Source organism: Streptomyces violaceorubidus, from assembly GCF_000717995.1.
Taxonomy (GTDB): domain Bacteria; phylum Actinomycetota; class Actinomycetes; order Streptomycetales; family Streptomycetaceae; genus Streptomyces; species Streptomyces violaceorubidus.
The window spans coordinates 1-16,729 of record NZ_JODM01000029.1; the positions used below are offsets into that span (position 1 = coordinate 1).

Genomic DNA, 16,729 nt, shown 5'->3' on the forward strand with positions numbered 1-16,729 from the left:
CGGTGGGGCGGGCTTCTACGCGTACGGCGAGGACGGCAAGCGCGCCGGGCTGTGGCCGGGGCTGCGCGAGCACTTCACCAAGCCGGGGTACGCGATCCCCTTCGAGGACATGCGGGAGCGCATGCTCTTCGTGGAGGCACTGGACGCGGTGCGCTGCCTGGAGGAGGGCGTGCTGACCTCCGTCGCCGACGCCAACATCGGCTCGATCCTCGGCATCGGCTTCCCGGGCTGGACCGGCGGCGTCCTGCAGTACATCAACGGCTACGAGGGGGGCCTGCCGGGCTTCGTCGCCCGCGCCCGGGAACTGGCCGACCGCTACGGCGAGCGCTTCACCCGGCCCGCGCTGCTGCTGCGCAAGGCGGAACGCTGCGAGACCTTCACGGACTGCTGACTCCGGCGTTTTCCATCCGACCCGCAAGGAGACCCCGATGACTCCAGAGCCCCGCACCGCCGGCGAACCACCCGACGCTCCGGCCCGGCCCACCCTGCCCCGGCTGCTGGCCCGCAACGCCCGCGACCACCCCCGACTCCCCGGCCTGTCCTGGCAGCCGCCGCAGGAGGACGGGAACGGCGACTGGACGACGCTCACCTGGGCGGAGATCCACGAGCACACCGAGCGCCTCGCCGCCGGCTACGCGGGGCTGGGCGTCGGCCGGGGCGACCACGTGCTGATGATGATGACCAACCGGCCCGAACACTGGCTGTCCGACCTCGCCCTGGTCCGCCTCGGAGCCGTCCCGGTCAGCGTCTACGGCACCTCGGCCCCGGAGCAGATCACCCACATCGCCCGCAACTGCCGGGCTCGGGTCGCCGTGGTGGAGGGGGCGGACCAGGCACGGGTGTGGGAGCCGTTGTTGGCCGACGCCGGCACCCCGCTGGAGCGGCTCGTGGTGACCGAGCCGGGCGCCGAGGGCGCCCACGTACCGTACGCCTCTCTCCTGCGGGAGCCGGTACCGGAGCGGTTCGCCAAGGAGCTGGACGCCGCGAGCCCCGAGGACCCGCTGACCGTCGTCTACACCTCCGGCACCACCGGCGAGCCCAAGGGCGTCGTCCTGACCCATCGCCAGGTGATGGCCAACGCCCTCGCGCTGGACGCCGTGGTGGAGCTGCCGCCGCACGTCGAGCACATCTGCTACCTGCCGTTCGCCCACATCGCCGAGCGGATGCTGGGCATCTACCTGCCCTGCCACCGGGCCTCGCACGTCTACCTCTGCGCCGACCCCACCCGCGTGGGAACGGTGGTGCGCAAGGTGCGGCCCGCGCAGTTCTTCGGCGTGCCCCGGATCTGGGAGAAGTTCTGCGCCGCCGTGCGGGCCGTCCTCTCCCTGATGCCGGCCGAGCAGCGCGAGGTCATCGACGCGGCGTCCGCCGTGGCCCGTGAGCACGTCGGCTACCGGGAGCGGGGCGAGGCGCCGCCCGCGGAGCTGGAGGAGCGCTACGCCCACGCCCGCGAGGAGGTCCTGCTGCCGCTGCTGGCCGCCGGCGGTCTCGACCGGGTGACATGGGCGGCGAGTGCGTCGGCGCCGATGCCGGTGGACGTCGTGGATTTCTGGGCCGGGTTCGGCATCGTGATCATGGACGCCTGGGGGCTGACCGAGACCACCGGCGTGGCCACCACCAACAGCCCGCGGACCGGGTTCCGGATCGGCTCGGTGGGGCGCCCCGTGGAGTCCGTGGAGGTCCGGCTCGCCGCGGACGGCGAGATCGAGGTGCGGGGCGAGTCCGTCTTCTCCGGCTACCTCCAGCCGGACGGATCGGTGCGCTCCGCCCTGGACGCCGACGGCTGGCTGGCCACCGGCGACCTCGGGCGGACGGACGAGGACGGGTACCTGTGGCTCACCGACCGGAAGAAGGAGATGATCATCACCTCGACCGGCAAGAACGTCTCTCCGGCCCTGGTGGAGAACGCCCTCAAGGAACACCCGCTGATCGGTCAGGCCCTGGTCCACGGCGACCGGCGCTCCTACCTCGTCGCCCTGCTGGTGCTGGACCCCGAGGCCGCCCCCGCCTGGGCCGCGGCCCACGGCGTCGAGGCGGACGGTACGGTCGCCGGGCTGGTGGCGCACCCGGCCGTGCGGGCCGAGGTGGACCGGGCGGTGGCCGCCGCCAACTCCCGGCTCAACCGCACCGAGCAGGTGAAGCGGTACGAGCTGCTGGCACGGGAGTGGGGCCCGGCGACCGGCGAGCTGACGCCCTCACTGAAGATGCGGCGCCGGGTCATCCGGGACAAGTACGCCGAGGCGCTGTCCGGCCTGTACGGGGACTGAACAGAGCCCGGTGCCGACGGCCTCCGGCGCCGACGGGCGCCGACGGGCGCCGACGGGCGCCGACGGGCGCCGACGAGCGCCGACGAGCACCGAGGAGCGGCCGTACCCGCCACCGACCGGTGGCGGGTACGGCCGCTCCTCGGTGAACCGGCTCGGTGAACCGGCTCGGTGAACCGGCTCGGTGAACCGGCTCGGTGAACCGGCTCGGTGAACCGGCTCAGAGGCCGTAGGTCTTCCCGATCACGTCCCGCTGGATCTCGCTGGTCCCGCCGTAGACCGTGGAGACGACCGCGGCCCGCAGATGGCGCTCCATGTCGAACTCGGTGGTGTAGCCGTAGCCGCCCATCATCTGCATGCCCTCCAGGGCAGCCCGCTTGGCGACCTCCGTGGCCTTCAGCTTGGCCATCGACGCCTCCCTCGGGAAGAGCCGCTCCGGCTCGGCGTCGCAGTCCAGGGCCACCTCGCGCACCAGCAGCCGGGTGCACTCGATCTCCGTGGCGAGGTCGGCCACCCGGTGCCGCAGGGCCTGGAAGGACCCGACGGGCCGGCCGAACTGCTCGCGCTCGCGGACGTAGCCGACGGCGTCGTCGAAGGCGCGCCGCGCCAGGCCCAGCATGTTCGAGGCCAGGAAGAGCCGCTCGTAGTTGAGTCCGGCCATCAACTGCCGCCAGCCGTCGTCCACCCGCCCCACCACCGCGTCGGCGGGCAGCCGGACCCCGGTGAGGAACACGTCGTTCACCTCCCGGCCGCCCATGGTCTCGATGCCCCGCACCTCCACGCCCGGGGTGCCGGCCGGCAGGTGGAACATGGTCAGCCCGCCGTGCTTGTCCTCGCCGGTGCGGGCCACCAGCAGGATGCTCCGCGCGCAGTGGGCGTTGGATATCCAGGTCTTCTGCCCGTCGATCAGCCACGTCCCGTCGGCCTCCCGCCGGGCCCGGCAGCGCAGCGCGCCGACGTCCGAACCGGCCTCCGGCTCGGACATGGCGATGGACAGGACGTCGCCGCCCACGGCGCCGGACAGCACCTCGTGCCGCTGCTCCTCGCTGCCGAACCGTTCGTAGGCCTTGGCGGCGATGACGGTGGTGATGAAGCCGCCCGCCGGGACCATCCCGTAGGAGGTCTCCTCCAGGAAGAGGCAGGCGTCGGCCAGCCCGCCCCCGGCGCCCCCGTACTCCTCGGGCAGGCACACTCCGAGCCAGCCCAGTTCGGCGAGCCTGCCGTACAGCCCGGGATGGTGGGCCTCGCGGCCCTCGCCGGTCAGCGCGTCGCGCTGCTGGCGGGTACCGCACTCGCGCTTGGCGAAATCTCTGACGGCCGCGACGAACGCGGACTGCTCCTCGGTGAGGCGACTGCCCATCAGGTCCTCCAGAAGTCGTGTGACAAAGTGGTGGTAGTTGTTTCTCGATCGCCCGGGACGGAGGTGTCGAACTCGTGACCACGGCCACGAAGACCGAGACGGAGGACCCGACGGCGCGACGCATCCTCGACGCCGCGCTGGAGCAGTTCACCGTGTTCGGGTTGCGCCGCTCCTCCATGGACGACGTCGCCAAACGGGCCGGCGTCTCCCGGGTCACCGTCTACCGGCGCTTCGGCACCAAGGACACGCTGGTCGAGCAGACCCTGCTGCGCGAGAACAGCCGGTTCTTCCAGCGCCTCGACCAGGCGGTGGCGGCCCTGCCGACCATGGAGGAGCGGGTCGTCGAGGGATTCGTGGTCGCCCTGCGCCACACCCGCGCGCATCCCCTCTTCGGCGGCCTGCTGCGCCTGGAGCCCGAGGTGGTGCTGCCGTACCTGACCGTGCACGGCGGATCCTCGCTCGCCGCCACCGTCGACTACCTGACGGCTCACCTGCGCCGTGCGCAGCAGGCCGAGGGCCGGCTCGGGGACGATCCGCGGCCCGTGGCCGAACTCATGGTGCGGGTGGCCGTCTCCTTCCTGCTCAACCCCGCCAGCTGCATCGAGATGGAGGACGAGGACCAGGCCCGCGCCTTCGCCCGCCGCTACCTGGCCCCCCTGCTCACCGCCTGAGCCGCCCGGCGGTTCAGTGCCGCAGATGCAAGGCCCGGGCCAGCCGTACGGCGCGCTCCCTGGTGGCCGCCGGCACCTCGAAGGAGGTCAGCGCGACCGGCGGGGCGAACCGCTGCACGGTCGTCGACTGCACCGCCGTGAAGGCCCGCAGCCCCTCCGCGCCGTGGATCCGCCCGAAGCCGGAGTCCCCCGAACCGCCGAACGGCAGCGCCGGTACGGCCGCGAAGCCCAGCACCGAGTTCACCGACACCGCCCCCGCGCGCAACCGCGCCGCGATCGCGGCCCCGGTCCGGCGGGAGCCGCAGAACACCGCGGCGCCCAGGGCGTAGCGGGAGTCGTTGGCCCGGGCCACCGCCTCGTCCACGTCGGCCACCGCGTTCACGGCGACGACCGGTCCGAAGGTCTCCTCCGTCATCGCCGCCGACTCCTCGGGAACCGAGGTGAGGACGACGGGCGCGACGAACGGTGCCCGCACCGACTCGGGCCCGCCCAGCACGGCCCGCGCGCCCGACGACACCGCGTCGGTCACATGGCGCTCCACGGTCGCGATCTGACCCGGCAGGGTCATCGGACCGTAGTGCGCGTCGCCGTCGGCGCCCGGCCGCAGCGCACCGGCGCGCCGTACCACCCGTTCGCACAGGTCCGCGTGGATCTCGCGCACGGCGTAGACGCGCTCCACGCCCGCACAGGTCTGCCCGGCGTTGCTCAGCGCGCCCCACACGATCGCGTCGGCGGCGGCGTCCAGGTCCGCGTCCGCGGTGACGATCACGGCGTCCTTGCCGCCGCACTCGGCGAGGAACGGGGTCAGCGTCTCGGCGCAGACCGCCATCACCTTGCGCGCCGTGCCGGGGGACCCGGTGAACGCCAGCTTGTCGATCCCGGAGCGGGCCAGCGCCTCCCCGGTGGCCGCGGCGCCGGTGACGACGGTGAGCAGCCCGGCGTGCGCGGGCACGGCCCGGTCGAACAGCTCGGCGAGCAGGAGACCGGTGCCCGGGGTCAGTTCGGAGGGCTTGAGGACCACCGCGTTCCCGGCGGCCAGGGCGTACCCGACGGAACCCATCGGGGTGTAGCAGGGGTAGTTCCAGGGGCCGATCACGCCGACCACTCCCACCGGCCGGTGCGTCAGCCAGGCCCGTTGGTGCACCGTGAACAGCCCGGTGCGCACCCGCCGCCGGCCCAGCACGCGGTCGGCGTTGCGGGCGGCCCAGCCCAGGTGCTCCAGCGTGAGGACGACCTCCAGAGCGGCGTCACCGGCCGGCTTCCCGGTCTCCTCGGCGATGGTCCGGGCGACGGCGTCCAGATCGGAGGCGAGGGCCCGTTTCCAGCGCAGCAGGTGCGCACGGCGCCGGGGCGCGGACAGCGCGGCCCACCCCGCCTGGACCTGCCGGGCCCGGGCCACGGCACGGGCGACCTCCTCGGGACCGTCGACCGGATGCTCGGCGAGCGGCGCGCCGGTCGCCGGGGAGCGGAGGGTGAAGGTCGAGGAACGGGGTGCGGCGTCCGGGGCGGTGTCGGTCATCGGTCCCCCAGCGAGTCGAAGATACAAAATCCATTTACTTGTTTCATGCGGTGCGCCGGGGCGTCAATGGGTGCGGCGGGACCGCGGTCCTTTCGAGGGGGCCGCCCCGGGCGCGAACCCCCGGGGGGCGTCACTCGCCGTGACTGAATCTGATCGAGTTCGACCGGTCCTCATCGCTTCCCGAACGCGGACTTCACCGGCTTATCGGTCTGTCGTACGAGGCCTCATACCAGAGCGGGACCTTGTCCGGGGGACTTTGGCAACTGCCCACCGCACATGAGGAGCAGACGACTACTGTCAGTGTCCGTCGGGCGACGTAGGGCCGACGGACCAGTACACGGACCAGTACGAGGACACCGATGTCTCACCTCCGCGCCCCGGCCGCGCGAGCAGACCGCCGCGAGGGCGGGCGGCACGGCCGGCCGGCCCCGCGCACCACCGCCGCGCTGCCCGAGACCCCCATACGGTCCCAACTCCTGAGGCTGGCCGTCCTGCCGCCGGTCGCGGTCGCCCTCAGCGCCTGCGCGGTCGTCCTGTTCACCGTCCGCTCCACCGGCGCCCGGCCCGCCCCCGTCCTGTGGGGCGTCCTGGCCGGCGCGGTCTCGGTGACCCTCGCGGCCGTGGCCATCGCCGCCGTCGCCGCCGACCGGGCCGCGCGGTCCGTGCACGACCGCGTCGGCGCCCTGCGGCGCAGCACCGCGCGCCACGAGGGCGACCTGCGCGCCGTCGTCGAGACCTTGCGCCGCGGTGAGACCCCGCCCCCGCGCAGGTCGCGCGGCGGACCGCCGGACGACGCCGACGACCTCGAACTGCTCGCCGCCGACCTCTCCCGCGCCCACGACGGCGCCGTCACCGCCGTCGTCCGGGCCGCCCAGCTCTCCAGCCAGGCGGGCAGCGAACAGAAGCTGGAGGTCTTCGTCAACCTCGCCCGGCGCCTGCAGTCCCTGGTGCACCGGGAGATCTCCATCCTGGACGAGCTGGAGAACGAGATCGAGGACCCCGACCTCCTCAAGGGCCTCTTCCACGTCGACCACCTCGCCACCCGCATCCGCCGCCACGCCGAGAACCTCGCCGTGCTCGGCGGCGCCGTCTCCCGCCGCCAGTGGAGCAACCCGGTCGACATGACCGAGGTGCTGCGCTCGGCCATCGCCGAGGTCGAGCAGTACTCCCGGGTCCGGCTGGTCCCGCCGATCGACGGGACCCTGCGCGGCCACGCCGTCGCCGACGTCATCCACCTGCTGGCCGAACTCGTCGAGAACGCCACCCTGTTCTCCGCCCCGCAGACCCAGGTGCTGATGCGCGCCAACCTCGTCACCTCGGGCCTGGCCGTCGAGGTCGAGGACCGCGGACTGGGCATGCCCGTCGGCGAACAGAGCCGGATGAACGCCCTGCTCGCCGACCCCGACCAGGTCAACGTCGCCCGCCTGCTGGCGGACGGGCGCATCGGGCTGTTCGTCGTCTCCCAGCTCGCCAAGCGGCACGGGATCACCGTGCGGTTGCAGACCAACATCTACGGCGGTGTCCAGGCCGTCCTGGTCGTGCCGCAGGCGCTGCTGGGCGCGGAGCCGGGTGCGCTCGCCGCGGGCGCGGTCCGTGTGGCGGAGGCCGCCGGGGGCGGGCCGGTGCCCGTAGCGCCGCCCCGGCAGCAGCCCCGGGCCGTGGCCCCCGCGACGCCGCCGGCGGTGCCGGCCCCACCCGCTCCGGCCCCGCCCGCTCCGGCCCCATCCGCGCCGGCCCCATCCGCGCCGGCCCCATCCGCTCCGTCGCCGCCCGCTCCCGCCCCGCCTGTGCCCGCTCCCGCTCCCGCGGCGACGGGCCAGGTCCAGGTGCGCGCGGCCGACGGCGAACCCGTGCCGCTGCCGGTGCGCGGTACGCACCGCAACCGTCCCACCCCGGCCGCCGCCGTGCCCGGTGTGCGGCCCGAGGACCGGGGAGCCCTCGCCGAGCACGCGGCCACCCCGCCCGTCCCGCGGCACAGCGCGGTGCGCGGCACCATGGGCAAGCCCCGGCTGCCGCTCCGCCGTGCCCAGGAGCACATCGCGCCCCAACTGCGCGGCGGCCCCGCACCCCGCCAGGAACCCGAGCAGTACACCGGTCACGACCCGGGCCTGATGGCGGCCTTCCAGCGCGGCGTCGGCCTCGCGGAGGCCCAGCAGCACGCCGAACCCGCGCCCCTGACACCGCCCCGCGACGAACCGGGCGTGACAGCCGAATGACCATCCCCACAACCACCTCCACCCCCCACCCCACGACCAGCGCTCCCGCAGCCCTTCGTACCCCAAGGAGTCGATCCACCATGGCGAGCGATGCGCCGACCGGCCAAGTGTCCGACCTCGACTGGCTGATGAGCGGCCTCGTCCAGCGCGTGCCGCACACCAGCAGCGCGGTGCTCCTGTCCGCCGACGGACTCGTCAAGTCCGTCCACGGACTCGACGCCGACAGCGCCGACCACATGGCGGCCCTGGCCTCCGGCCTGTACTCCCTCGGCCGCAGCGCCGGCGTCCGCTTCGGCGACGGCGGGGACGTGCGGCAGGTCGTCGTCGAACTCGACTCGACCCTGCTCTTCGTCACCACCGCGGGCTCCGGCACCTGCCTCGCCGTGCTGGCCGGCCGCGAGGCCGACGCGGCCGTGCTCGGCTACGAGATGGCGATGCTCGTCAAGAGCGTCCGCCCCTACCTGGTCACCGCGCCCCGGCAGCACGCCGTCGAACCCCCGGCGATGAGGCCTTGACGGTGGCCGCGGCCGGCGACGGGCCCTGGCTCGACGACGCGGCCGGACGGCTGGTGCGCCCCTTCACCGTCAGCAACGGCCGTACCCGGCCCACCGTCGCGCTCGACCTGATGTCCCAGGTCATGGCCACCGGGGCGACCCCCCTCGGTTACCTGGGACCCGAGCACACCCAGGCGCTCGACCTGTGCCGGGCGCCCCTTCCGGTCGCCGAGCTCGCCGCCCATCTGCGGCTTCCGGTGGCGGTCACCAAGGTGCTGCTCTCGGACCTCGTCGACTGCGGCGCGCTGACCACCAAACCCCCCGCCGCGTTCCACCACCACCCCACGGACCGGGCCCTTCTGGAGGCAGTGCTCGATGGACTACGACGACAGCTCTGACCACGCACACGGCGAAGGCGCCGACCCGTTCCCCACCGCCCTGAAGATCCTCGTGGCGGGCGGCTTCGGCGTCGGCAAGACGACCTTCGTCGGCGCGGTCAGCGAGATCGCACCGCTGAGCACGGAGGAACTGCTCACCACGGTCAGCGCCGCGACCGACAACCTCGACGGAATCGAGAACAAGCTCGAAACGACCGTGGCCATGGACTTCGGCCGCATCACCCTCGACGCCGAACACGTCCTGTACCTCTTCGGAACGCCCGGCCAGGAACGCTTCTGGTTCATGTGGGACGAGTTGTGCGAGGGCGCGCTCGGGGCGGTGATCCTCGCGGACACCCGCCGTCTGGAGGAGTCCTTCGCCGCCATCGACTTCTTCGAGGAACGCGGACTCGGCTTCGTCGTCGCGATCAACGAGTTCGACGGCGCCTACCGCTACGACCCCGAGGAGGTGCGCGCGGCCATGGACCTGCACCCCGAGATCCCGATCGTGCGCTGCGACGCCCGGATCTCCAGCTCCGGCGTCCAGACACTGCTCACCCTCGTACGCCACCTCATCGCCCACACCCCGGCCCCCACCACGGGGTTCGGCGCCGGAGTCCGCCCATGAGCTACGACCCGCCGCGCCCGGCCGGACGTCTGCTGCTCACCCCCGAGGACCGGGAGGCCCCCGAGCGGGTACGGCGCCTGCGCCGGCTCGGTCTCGCGGACCGCGCCGACCCGGCCCTCGACGCCTTCGCCGCGCACCTCGCCGTCCTCGCCGAGGCACCGTACGCGATGGTCAACTTCCCTGTGGAGGGCGGGCAGTTCTTCGCCGGCCTGCGGGTGCCGGAGGTCCCGCCGGTGACGCGGGGCGACGGGACCAGCCCCGAGTTCGGCCGGGTCCAGCCCCGGGACCACGGCTTCTGCCCCCACGTGGTGGTCCGGCGCAAGGCACTGGTCCTGGAGGACGTGCGCGACTACCCGCGCTTCGCGGGCAACCACGTCGTCGACGCGTTCGGCATCCGCTCCTACCTCGGCGCGCCCCTCATCGACAGCACGGGGACGGTCCTCGGCACGGTGTCCGCCGCCGACGTGCGGCCCCGGACCTGGGGGACCCCGGGGCTGGCCACGATCAAGTCGGCGGCGGCCGACCTCGTACGGCGCATCGAGCGCAGCGCGGAGGACGGGCTGCCCCTGTGAGCCGCGGGCGGGCCCGCGCGGCGGCCTGAGCGGTGGCCCGTGCGGAGGGCGTGAAGGAAAGCTGCGGCCGGGCTTAAGAAAGGCTCGATGGACCGGGGGCGGTGCCGTACGGCAGATTGCTGTGCGATTCCCTCCCCTCCCCGGACGCGGGCCGCTTCGGCGTGCCCACCGCCGGGACCTCACCCCGTCAGGAGCCGTAGCGTTGAAGGCGCTGGTCAAGGAGAAGGCGGAGCCCGGCCTGTGGCTCGCGGACGTGCCGGAGCCCGCCGTGGGACCCGGTGACGTCCTCATCAAGGTGCTGCGCACCGGCATCTGCGGCACCGACCTGCACATCCGGGCCTGGGACGGCTGGGCGCAGCAGGCCATCCGCACCCCGCTCGTCGTCGGCCACGAGTTCGTCGGCGAGGTCGTCGGGACCGGGCGCGACGTCACCGACATCAAGATCGGCGACCGCGTCAGCGGCGAGGGCCACCTGGTCTGCGGCAAGTGCCGCAACTGCCTGGCCGGACGGCGCCACCTGTGCCGGGCCACGGTCGGCCTCGGCGTCGGCCGGGACGGGGCGTTCGCCGAGTACGTCGCCCTGCCCGCGACCAACGTCTGGGTGCACCGCGTCCCCGTCGACCTCGACGTCGCCGCGATCTTCGACCCCTTCGGCAACGCCGTGCACACCGCGCTGTCCTTCCCGCTGGTCGGCGAGGACGTCCTCATCACCGGCGCCGGACCGATCGGCCTGATGGCCGCCGCCGTGGCCCGGCACGCGGGCGCCCGCAACGTCGTGATCACCGACGTGAGCGAGCAGCGGCTGGAGCTGGCCCGCAAGGTCGGCGTCAGCCTCGCCCTGAACGTCACGGACGCCACCATCGCCGACGGACAGCGCGAGTTGGGCCTGCGCGAGGGCTTCGACATCGGCCTGGAGATGTCCGGCCGCCCCGAGGCCATGCGCGACATGATCGCCAACATGACGCACGGCGGCCGGATCGCCATGCTCGGCCTGCCCGCCGAGGAGTTCCCGGTCGACTGGGCCCGGATCGTCACCTCCATGATCACCGTCAAGGGCATCTACGGCCGCGAGATGTTCGAGACCTGGTACGCCATGTCCGTGCTGCTCGAAGGCGGCCTCGACCTCGCCCCGGTGATCACCGGCCGGTACTCCCACCGCGACTTCGAGGCCGCGTTCGCCGACGCCGCGAGCGGCCGGGGCGGCAAGGTCATCCTCGACTGGACCGCGTAAGTCATCTGCTTTACAAGGAGCTTGTGAGATGTTCGACTCCGTGCGCGACGACCTGCGCGCCACCCTCGACGAGATCCGCGCCGCCGGCCTGCACAAGCCCGAGCGCGTGATCGGCACCCCGCAGTCCGCGACCGTCAACGTCACGGCGGGCGGGCGCCCCGGCGAGGTCCTCAACTTCTGCGCCAACAACTACCTCGGCCTCGCCGACCACCCCGAGGTCGTCGCCGCCGCCCACGAGGCACTGGACCGCTGGGGCTACGGCATGGCCTCCGTGCGCTTCATCTGCGGCACCCAGGAGGTGCACAAGGAGCTGGAGGCCCGGCTCTCCGCGTTCCTCGGCCAGGAGGACACGATCCTCTACTCCTCCTGCTTCGACGCCAACGGCGGCGTCTTCGAGACCCTGCTGGGCCCCGAGGACGCGGTGATCTCCGACGCCCTCAACCACGCCTCGATCATCGACGGCATCCGGCTGTCCAAGGCGCGCCGCTTCCGCTACGCCAACCGTGACCTCGCCGACCTGGAGCGGCAGCTCAAGGACGCCTCCGACGCCCGGCGCCGCCTGATCGTCACCGACGGCGTCTTCTCCATGGACGGCTACGTCGCCCCGCTCGCCGAGATCTGCGACCTCGCCGAGCGCTACGACGCCATGGTCATGGTCGACGACTCGCACGCCGTCGGCTTCGTCGGCCCCGGCGGGCGCGGCACCCCCGAGCTGCACGGCGTCATGGACCGCGTCGACATCATCACCGGCACCCTCGGCAAGGCGCTGGGCGGCGCCTCCGGCGGCTACGTCGCCGCCCGCGCGGAGATCGTCGCCCTGCTGCGCCAGCGCTCCCGCCCGTACCTCTTCTCCAACACCCTCGCCCCGGTGATCGCCGCCGCCTCCCTCAAGGTGCTCGACCTGCTGGAGTCGGCCGACGACCTGCGCGTCCGCCTCGCCGAGAACACCGCCCTGTTCCGCCGCCGGATGACCGAGGAGGGCTTCGACATCCTCCCCGGCGACCACCCCATCGCGCCCGTCATGATCGGCGACGCGTCGAAGGCGGGCCGCATGGCGGAGCTGCTCCTGGAGCGCGGGGTGTACGTGATCGGCTTCTCCTACCCGGTCGTCCCGCAGGACAAGGCCCGCATCCGCGTCCAGCTGTCCGCCGCCCACTCCACGGACGACGTGAACCGCGCGGTAGACGCCTTCGTCCTCGCCCGGGAGCAGCTCGCCGCCTGAACCCCCGGTGACCTGAGAGAATCGATCCCATGATCGAGGCGCGGCGGCTGCACATCCTGCGAGCGGTGGCGGACCACCGCACCGTGACCGCGGCGGCCGCCGCGCTGTACCTCACCCCGTCCGCGGTCTCCCAGCAGCTCGCCGCCCTGGAGCAGGAGACCGGGCACCGCCTGGTCGAGCGCGGCGCCAAGGGCGTACGGCTGACCCCGGCCGGGGAGATCCTGCTCAGCCACACCAACGCCGTCCTCGCCCAGCTGGAGCGGGCGGAGGCCGAACTGGCCGCCTACGGCTCGGGCCAGGCCGGCACCGTCACGGTCGCCTCCTTCGCGACCGGCATCGCCCTCGTCGTCGCGCCCGCCCTGGCCCGCCTCGCCCGATCGGCGCCCGGCATCCGCGTGCGCGTCCAGGACGCCGAGGGCGACGCCAGCCTGCCGATGGTCCTGGACCGGCAGCTCGACGTGGCGGTCGCCGTCGAGTACCGCGGGGCGCCGTCCGCCGACGACCCGCGCCTGACCCACGTCCCGCTGTACGCCGAGCCCTTCGACGCGGTCGTGCCGGTCGCCCACCGCCTCGCCGACGCCGAGGAGGTGCCGCTCGCCGAGCTGGCCAAGGACACCTGGATCGGCCCCTACCCGGGCAACCCCTGCCACGACGTGGTCGTCCTGGCCTGCGAGAGCGCCGGGTTCCAGCCGCGCCTCGAACACTCCTCGGACGACTTCCGCGCCGTGGTGTCGCTCGCCGCGGCCGACGCCGGAGTGGCGCTCGTCCCGCGCTCGGCGCTGCACGGCACCGACCTCACCGGCGTGGTCGTCCGCCCCGTCGACGGGGTCGCGCCCACCCGCCGCGTCTTCGCGGCCGTACGCCGGGGAGCCGAGGAACACCCGCTGATCCGCCCGGTCCTCGGCGCACTCGGCGAGGCGGCCCGGGCGTGAGGCTTCCGTAACACGGACGTCTCATATTCGGGATAGCGTCCCGGATATGAGAGACGACGATTCCAGCACGGATGCGGTGGACGCCCGGCTCGCCGCCCGGCTGGCCGCACTGCGGGCCGAACGCGGCTGGTCGCTGGGCGAGCTGGCGGAGCGCAGCGGGGTGAGCCGGTCCACGCTGTCGCGGGCCGAGCGGGCGGAGACCAGCCCCACCGCGGCCGTGCTGAACCGCCTGTGCGCGGTCTACGGACGGACCATGTCCCGGCTGCTCAGCGAGGTCGAGGCGGAACCCGCGCTGCTGGTGCGGGCCGCCGAACAGCCCGTGTGGGAGGACCGCCCGGCCGGATTCGTACGCCGCTCGGTCTCCCCGCCGCACGCCGGACTGCGCGGCGAGCTCGTCGAGGGACGGCTCACCGCGGGTGCCGACATCGCCTACGACCGCCCGCCCGTGCCCGGCCTGGAACAGCACGTCTGGGTCCTGGAAGGGGCCCTGGAGATCACGGCACAGGACGTGGAGCACCACCTCGCCGCCGGGGACTGCCTGCGGATGCGCGTGTGGGGGCCGACCCGGTTCCGGTGCGCCGCGTCCGAGGGCGCGCGCTACGCGCTGGCGGTGGTGCTGCCGTGATCGTGGAACGGGTCGACGAGCGCGGGGCGACGGCACTGCTGGACGGTTTGGCCGCTCTGCTGACCGACACCGTCGCGGGCGGCGCCTCCGTCGGATTCCTCGCCCCGCTCGGCCACGCGGAGGCCGCGCACTGGTGGCGGGGGCGGGCCGCAGCCGTGGCCGCCGGGCAGCTCGCCCTCTGGGTGGCGCGGGCGGGGGAGCGGGTGACCGGGACGGTGAGCCTCGCGCTGCCGGACAAGCCCAACAGCCGCCACCGCGCCGAGCTGGTCAAGTTGATGGTGTCCCGCGAGGCGCGCGGCCAAGGACTGGGCCGGCGGCTGCTGACCGCCGCGGAGGAGGCCGCCGTGGCGGCCGGCATCACCCTCCTCCACCTGGACACCGAGACCGGCAGCCCCGCCGAGCGCCTGTACCGGTCCGCCGGGTGGACCCGGGTCGGCACGATCCCCGACTACGCGGCGGAGCCGCGCGGGGAACTGCGGCCGACGACGCTCTACTACAAGCAGGTCGGCGCGCGGCCGGGCGCACCCGCCGTCGCCGGGTGATTGTCGGTGGCGGCGGCTAGCGTGCCCGACATGCCGGACGCAGAAGACGTACGTCGTATCGCCCTGTCCCTGCCGGACACGACGGAGAAGACCGCCTGGAGCATGCCCACCTTCCGGGTCGCGGGAAAGATGTTCGCGACGCTGCCCGAGGAGGAGACCTCCCTCGCGGTGCGCTGCCCGAAGGAGGAGCGCGACGAACTGGTGCTGGCCGAGCCGGAGAAGTTCTGGATCGCCGCGCACGAGGCCCAGTTCGCCTGGGTGCGGGCCCGGCTCGCCGCCCTGGAGGGCGAGGACGAGCTGCGCGACATCCTCGCCGACTCCTGGCGCCAGGCGGCCCCGCCCCGGCTGCTGGAGGCCCATCCCCGGCTGGGGCTGCCCGCCGGGGGCTGAAAACCCCTCGGGCGTTGTCAGTGCCCCGTGGCATGATCCGAAGACGTGCGTGACAGCCGGGACCGGAGGGGGGTCCCGGCTGTCGGACGCACGGTGCGACGGGAGGGCAGGGGGAGGACAAGGGGAGGGGAGCACGGCATGGTCCGTACGTCGTCGCGGCCGACGGCCGCCCGAGCCGTCTGGTCGCGGGACTTCGCGCTGTTCTTCGCCGCCCGGGCCGTGGCCCGGCTCGGCGACACCATGCTGCCCGTCGCGCTCGCCGCCGGACTGCTCCAGCACGGGTACGGGGCGGGCGCGGTCGGCCTCGCCATGGCCGCGACGGCCGCCGCCTTCGCCGCTCTGGTCGTCTTCGGCGGAGTCCTCGCCGACCGCTTCAGCACCCGCAAGCTCATGATCGGCGCCGACCTGGTCCGGCTCGGCACCCAGGCCCTGGCCGCCGTGCTCTTCTTCTCCGGGCACGTCGTGCTCTGGCAGATCTGCGCGATCGGCTTCGCCAACGGCGTGGCGGGCGCCGTCTTCCAGCCCGGCGTCGCCAGCACCGTCCCCCGGCTCGCCTCCGACGTCCAGGGCGCCAACGGCGCGATACGCGTCGCCGAGTCCGCCGCCCAGCTCGCCGGCCCCGCCGTGGCGGGCCTCCTGGTCGGCTTCGCCTCGCCGGGCGGGGTCTTCGCCGCCCACGCCACCACCTACGCGGTCAGCGCCCTGTGCCTGCTGCTGCTCCGGCTGCCGCCGCTCGCGCCGGGGAGCCGAGCGGTGTCCGGGCGGGGGCGCAAGGCCTTCCGCGCCGACCTGGCCGAGGGATGGCGGCAGTTCCGGGCGAGGCGGTGGCTGTGGAGCGTCATAGCCGTCTGGTGCGTCTACATGATCGCGGTCTGGGGCCCCACCGTGCCGCTGGTCGCCACCGAGGTGGTGGGGGAGCACGGCCCGCGCGCCTACGGGCTGGTCAACTCCGCCCTGGGCGCGGGGACCGTGGTGGGCGGTCTGCTCGCCCTGCGCCTGCGGCCGGTGCGCATGCTCCGGGCGGGCGCGATCGCCCTCGTCGGCTTCGCCGCCTTCCCCGCGAGCGTCGGTGCCGGGCTCGGCCTGCCCGCCATGGCGGCCGGAGCCGCCGTCGCCGGGGCCGGCATGTCCTTCTGGGGCGTGATGTGGGCGACCAGCGTGCAGACCCAGGTCCCGCCGGACGTCCTCAACCGCATCCACGCCTACGACGTGGCGGGCTCGCTCGCGATGATGCCCGTCGGCCAGGCACTGGCCGGCCCGGCCGCCTCCGTCCTCGGCGCCGACCGGGTGCTGCTCGTCGCCGGTGCGACGAGCTTCGCCGTGTGCGCGGCCGTGCTGCTGATACCGGCGGTGCGCGGGCTGGTGCGGGTGGAAGCGGCCACGGCGGGGTCGGGCGGCGCCCTGGCCCCGGCCGGGGCCGAGCCGTCCCGCACGCCGACAGGCTGACGCCTGCGGGATCGCGCGCCGGAAAAGCGGTGCGCGACCACCGGCCCGAGTGCGGTATGGTTTCCCTGCGCGTTCGACCAGGGGAAACCCCAGGTCAGATGGGCAACGGGACGTGGCGCAGCTTGGTAGCGCACTTGACTGGGGGTCAAGGGGTCGCAGGTTCAAATCCTGTCGTCCCGACTGGAGACGGTCGTTGATCGAGGGGCGGTTGCGGAGAGATCCGCAACCGCCCCTCGATTG

The 16,729-nt window shown here is 73.8% G+C and carries 16 protein-coding genes, 1 tRNA gene and 1 pseudogene; 16 read left to right on the plus strand and 2 right to left on the minus strand.

What is annotated here, in order from left to right:
* Together IE94_RS36135 and IE94_RS0127455 are read left to right on the plus strand one after the other, a co-directional pair.
* Positions 1–391, plus strand: a pseudogene (locus tag IE94_RS36135) (3-hydroxyacyl-CoA dehydrogenase); the annotation flags it as partial.
* A 37-nt stretch (positions 392–428) separates the two neighbouring features.
* A complete protein-coding gene (locus IE94_RS0127455) occupies positions 429–2,267 on the plus strand; it encodes an AMP-dependent synthetase/ligase (RefSeq protein WP_030189427.1) in 1,839 nt (612 codons plus the stop codon).
* Between the two features lie 217 nt (positions 2,268–2,484).
* Here IE94_RS0127455 and IE94_RS0127460 read toward each other — a convergent pair whose 3' ends face one another.
* Positions 2,485–3,624 (minus strand): acyl-CoA dehydrogenase family protein, encoded by a 1,140-nt coding sequence (locus tag IE94_RS0127460; protein WP_030189429.1) that lies wholly within the window; start codon positions 3,622–3,624, stop codon positions 2,485–2,487.
* A 74-nt stretch (positions 3,625–3,698) separates the two neighbouring features.
* Here IE94_RS0127460 and IE94_RS0127465 point away from each other — a divergent pair, with 74 nt between their 5' ends.
* Entirely contained in the window at positions 3,699–4,295 is a 597-nt protein-coding gene (locus tag IE94_RS0127465; RefSeq protein ID WP_030189431.1) for a TetR/AcrR family transcriptional regulator, read from the plus strand.
* 13 nt (positions 4,296–4,308) lie between these two features.
* Here the strand turns inward: IE94_RS0127465 and IE94_RS0127470 are convergent, their stop codons facing one another.
* Positions 4,309–5,814, minus strand: a complete 1,506-nt coding sequence (locus IE94_RS0127470; protein ID WP_030189433.1) for an aldehyde dehydrogenase family protein — start codon at positions 5,812–5,814, stop codon at positions 4,309–4,311.
* Between the two features lie 359 nt (positions 5,815–6,173).
* Between IE94_RS0127470 and IE94_RS0127475 the strand changes: the two genes are divergently transcribed.
* From IE94_RS0127475 to IE94_RS0127535, 13 genes are all read left to right on the plus strand, one after another.
* On the plus strand, positions 6,174–8,030 hold the full coding sequence (locus IE94_RS0127475; RefSeq protein ID WP_030189435.1) for a sensor histidine kinase: 1,857 nt from the start codon (positions 6,174–6,176) through the stop codon (positions 8,028–8,030).
* Between the two features lie 80 nt (positions 8,031–8,110).
* Positions 8,111–8,545 carry a roadblock/LC7 domain-containing protein gene (locus IE94_RS0127480; RefSeq protein WP_030189437.1) on the plus strand — a complete coding sequence of 145 codons (435 nt, stop codon included), beginning with the start codon at positions 8,111–8,113 and terminating at the stop codon, positions 8,543–8,545.
* Between the two features lie 2 nt (positions 8,546–8,547).
* On the plus strand, positions 8,548–8,922 hold the full coding sequence (locus IE94_RS0127485) for a DUF742 domain-containing protein (RefSeq protein ID WP_003972202.1): 375 nt from the start codon (positions 8,548–8,550) through the stop codon (positions 8,920–8,922).
* Positions 8,900–9,529, plus strand: a complete 630-nt coding sequence (locus IE94_RS0127490) for a GTP-binding protein (protein ID WP_030189441.1) — start codon at positions 8,900–8,902, stop codon at positions 9,527–9,529. The genes IE94_RS0127485 and IE94_RS0127490 overlap by 23 nt, the downstream gene beginning before the upstream one ends.
* On the plus strand, positions 9,526–10,101 hold the full coding sequence (locus IE94_RS0127495) for a GAF domain-containing protein (RefSeq protein ID WP_030189443.1): 576 nt from the start codon (positions 9,526–9,528) through the stop codon (positions 10,099–10,101). The genes IE94_RS0127490 and IE94_RS0127495 overlap by 4 nt, the downstream gene beginning before the upstream one ends.
* Positions 10,102–10,303: 202 nt before the next feature.
* On the plus strand, positions 10,304–11,332 hold the full coding sequence (gene tdh, locus IE94_RS0127500; protein ID WP_030189445.1) for an L-threonine 3-dehydrogenase: 1,029 nt from the start codon (positions 10,304–10,306) through the stop codon (positions 11,330–11,332).
* 28 nt (positions 11,333–11,360) lie between these two features.
* A complete protein-coding gene (locus IE94_RS0127505) occupies positions 11,361–12,554 on the plus strand; it encodes a glycine C-acetyltransferase (RefSeq protein ID WP_030189447.1) in 1,194 nt (397 codons plus the stop codon).
* A gap of 29 nt (positions 12,555–12,583) precedes the next feature.
* A complete protein-coding gene (locus IE94_RS0127510; protein WP_030189448.1) occupies positions 12,584–13,486 on the plus strand; it encodes a LysR family transcriptional regulator in 903 nt (300 codons plus the stop codon).
* 46 nt (positions 13,487–13,532) lie between these two features.
* Positions 13,533–14,111 (plus strand): helix-turn-helix domain-containing protein, encoded by a 579-nt coding sequence (locus tag IE94_RS0127515; protein ID WP_030189450.1) that lies wholly within the window; start codon positions 13,533–13,535, stop codon positions 14,109–14,111.
* Positions 14,108–14,653 carry a GNAT family N-acetyltransferase gene (locus IE94_RS0127520; protein ID WP_030189453.1) on the plus strand — a complete coding sequence of 182 codons (546 nt, stop codon included), beginning with the start codon at positions 14,108–14,110 and terminating at the stop codon, positions 14,651–14,653. The genes IE94_RS0127515 and IE94_RS0127520 overlap by 4 nt, the downstream gene beginning before the upstream one ends.
* 30 nt (positions 14,654–14,683) lie before the next feature.
* Entirely contained in the window at positions 14,684–15,043 is a 360-nt protein-coding gene (locus IE94_RS0127525; RefSeq protein WP_030189454.1) for an MmcQ/YjbR family DNA-binding protein, read from the plus strand.
* A gap of 138 nt (positions 15,044–15,181) precedes the next feature.
* Positions 15,182–16,489 (plus strand): MFS transporter, encoded by a 1,308-nt coding sequence (locus IE94_RS0127530; protein WP_030189456.1) that lies wholly within the window; start codon positions 15,182–15,184, stop codon positions 16,487–16,489.
* Between the two features lie 106 nt (positions 16,490–16,595).
* Positions 16,596–16,669: transfer RNA gene (locus tag IE94_RS0127535), tRNA-Pro, on the plus strand.
* Positions 16,670–16,729: the final 60 nt, after the last annotated feature.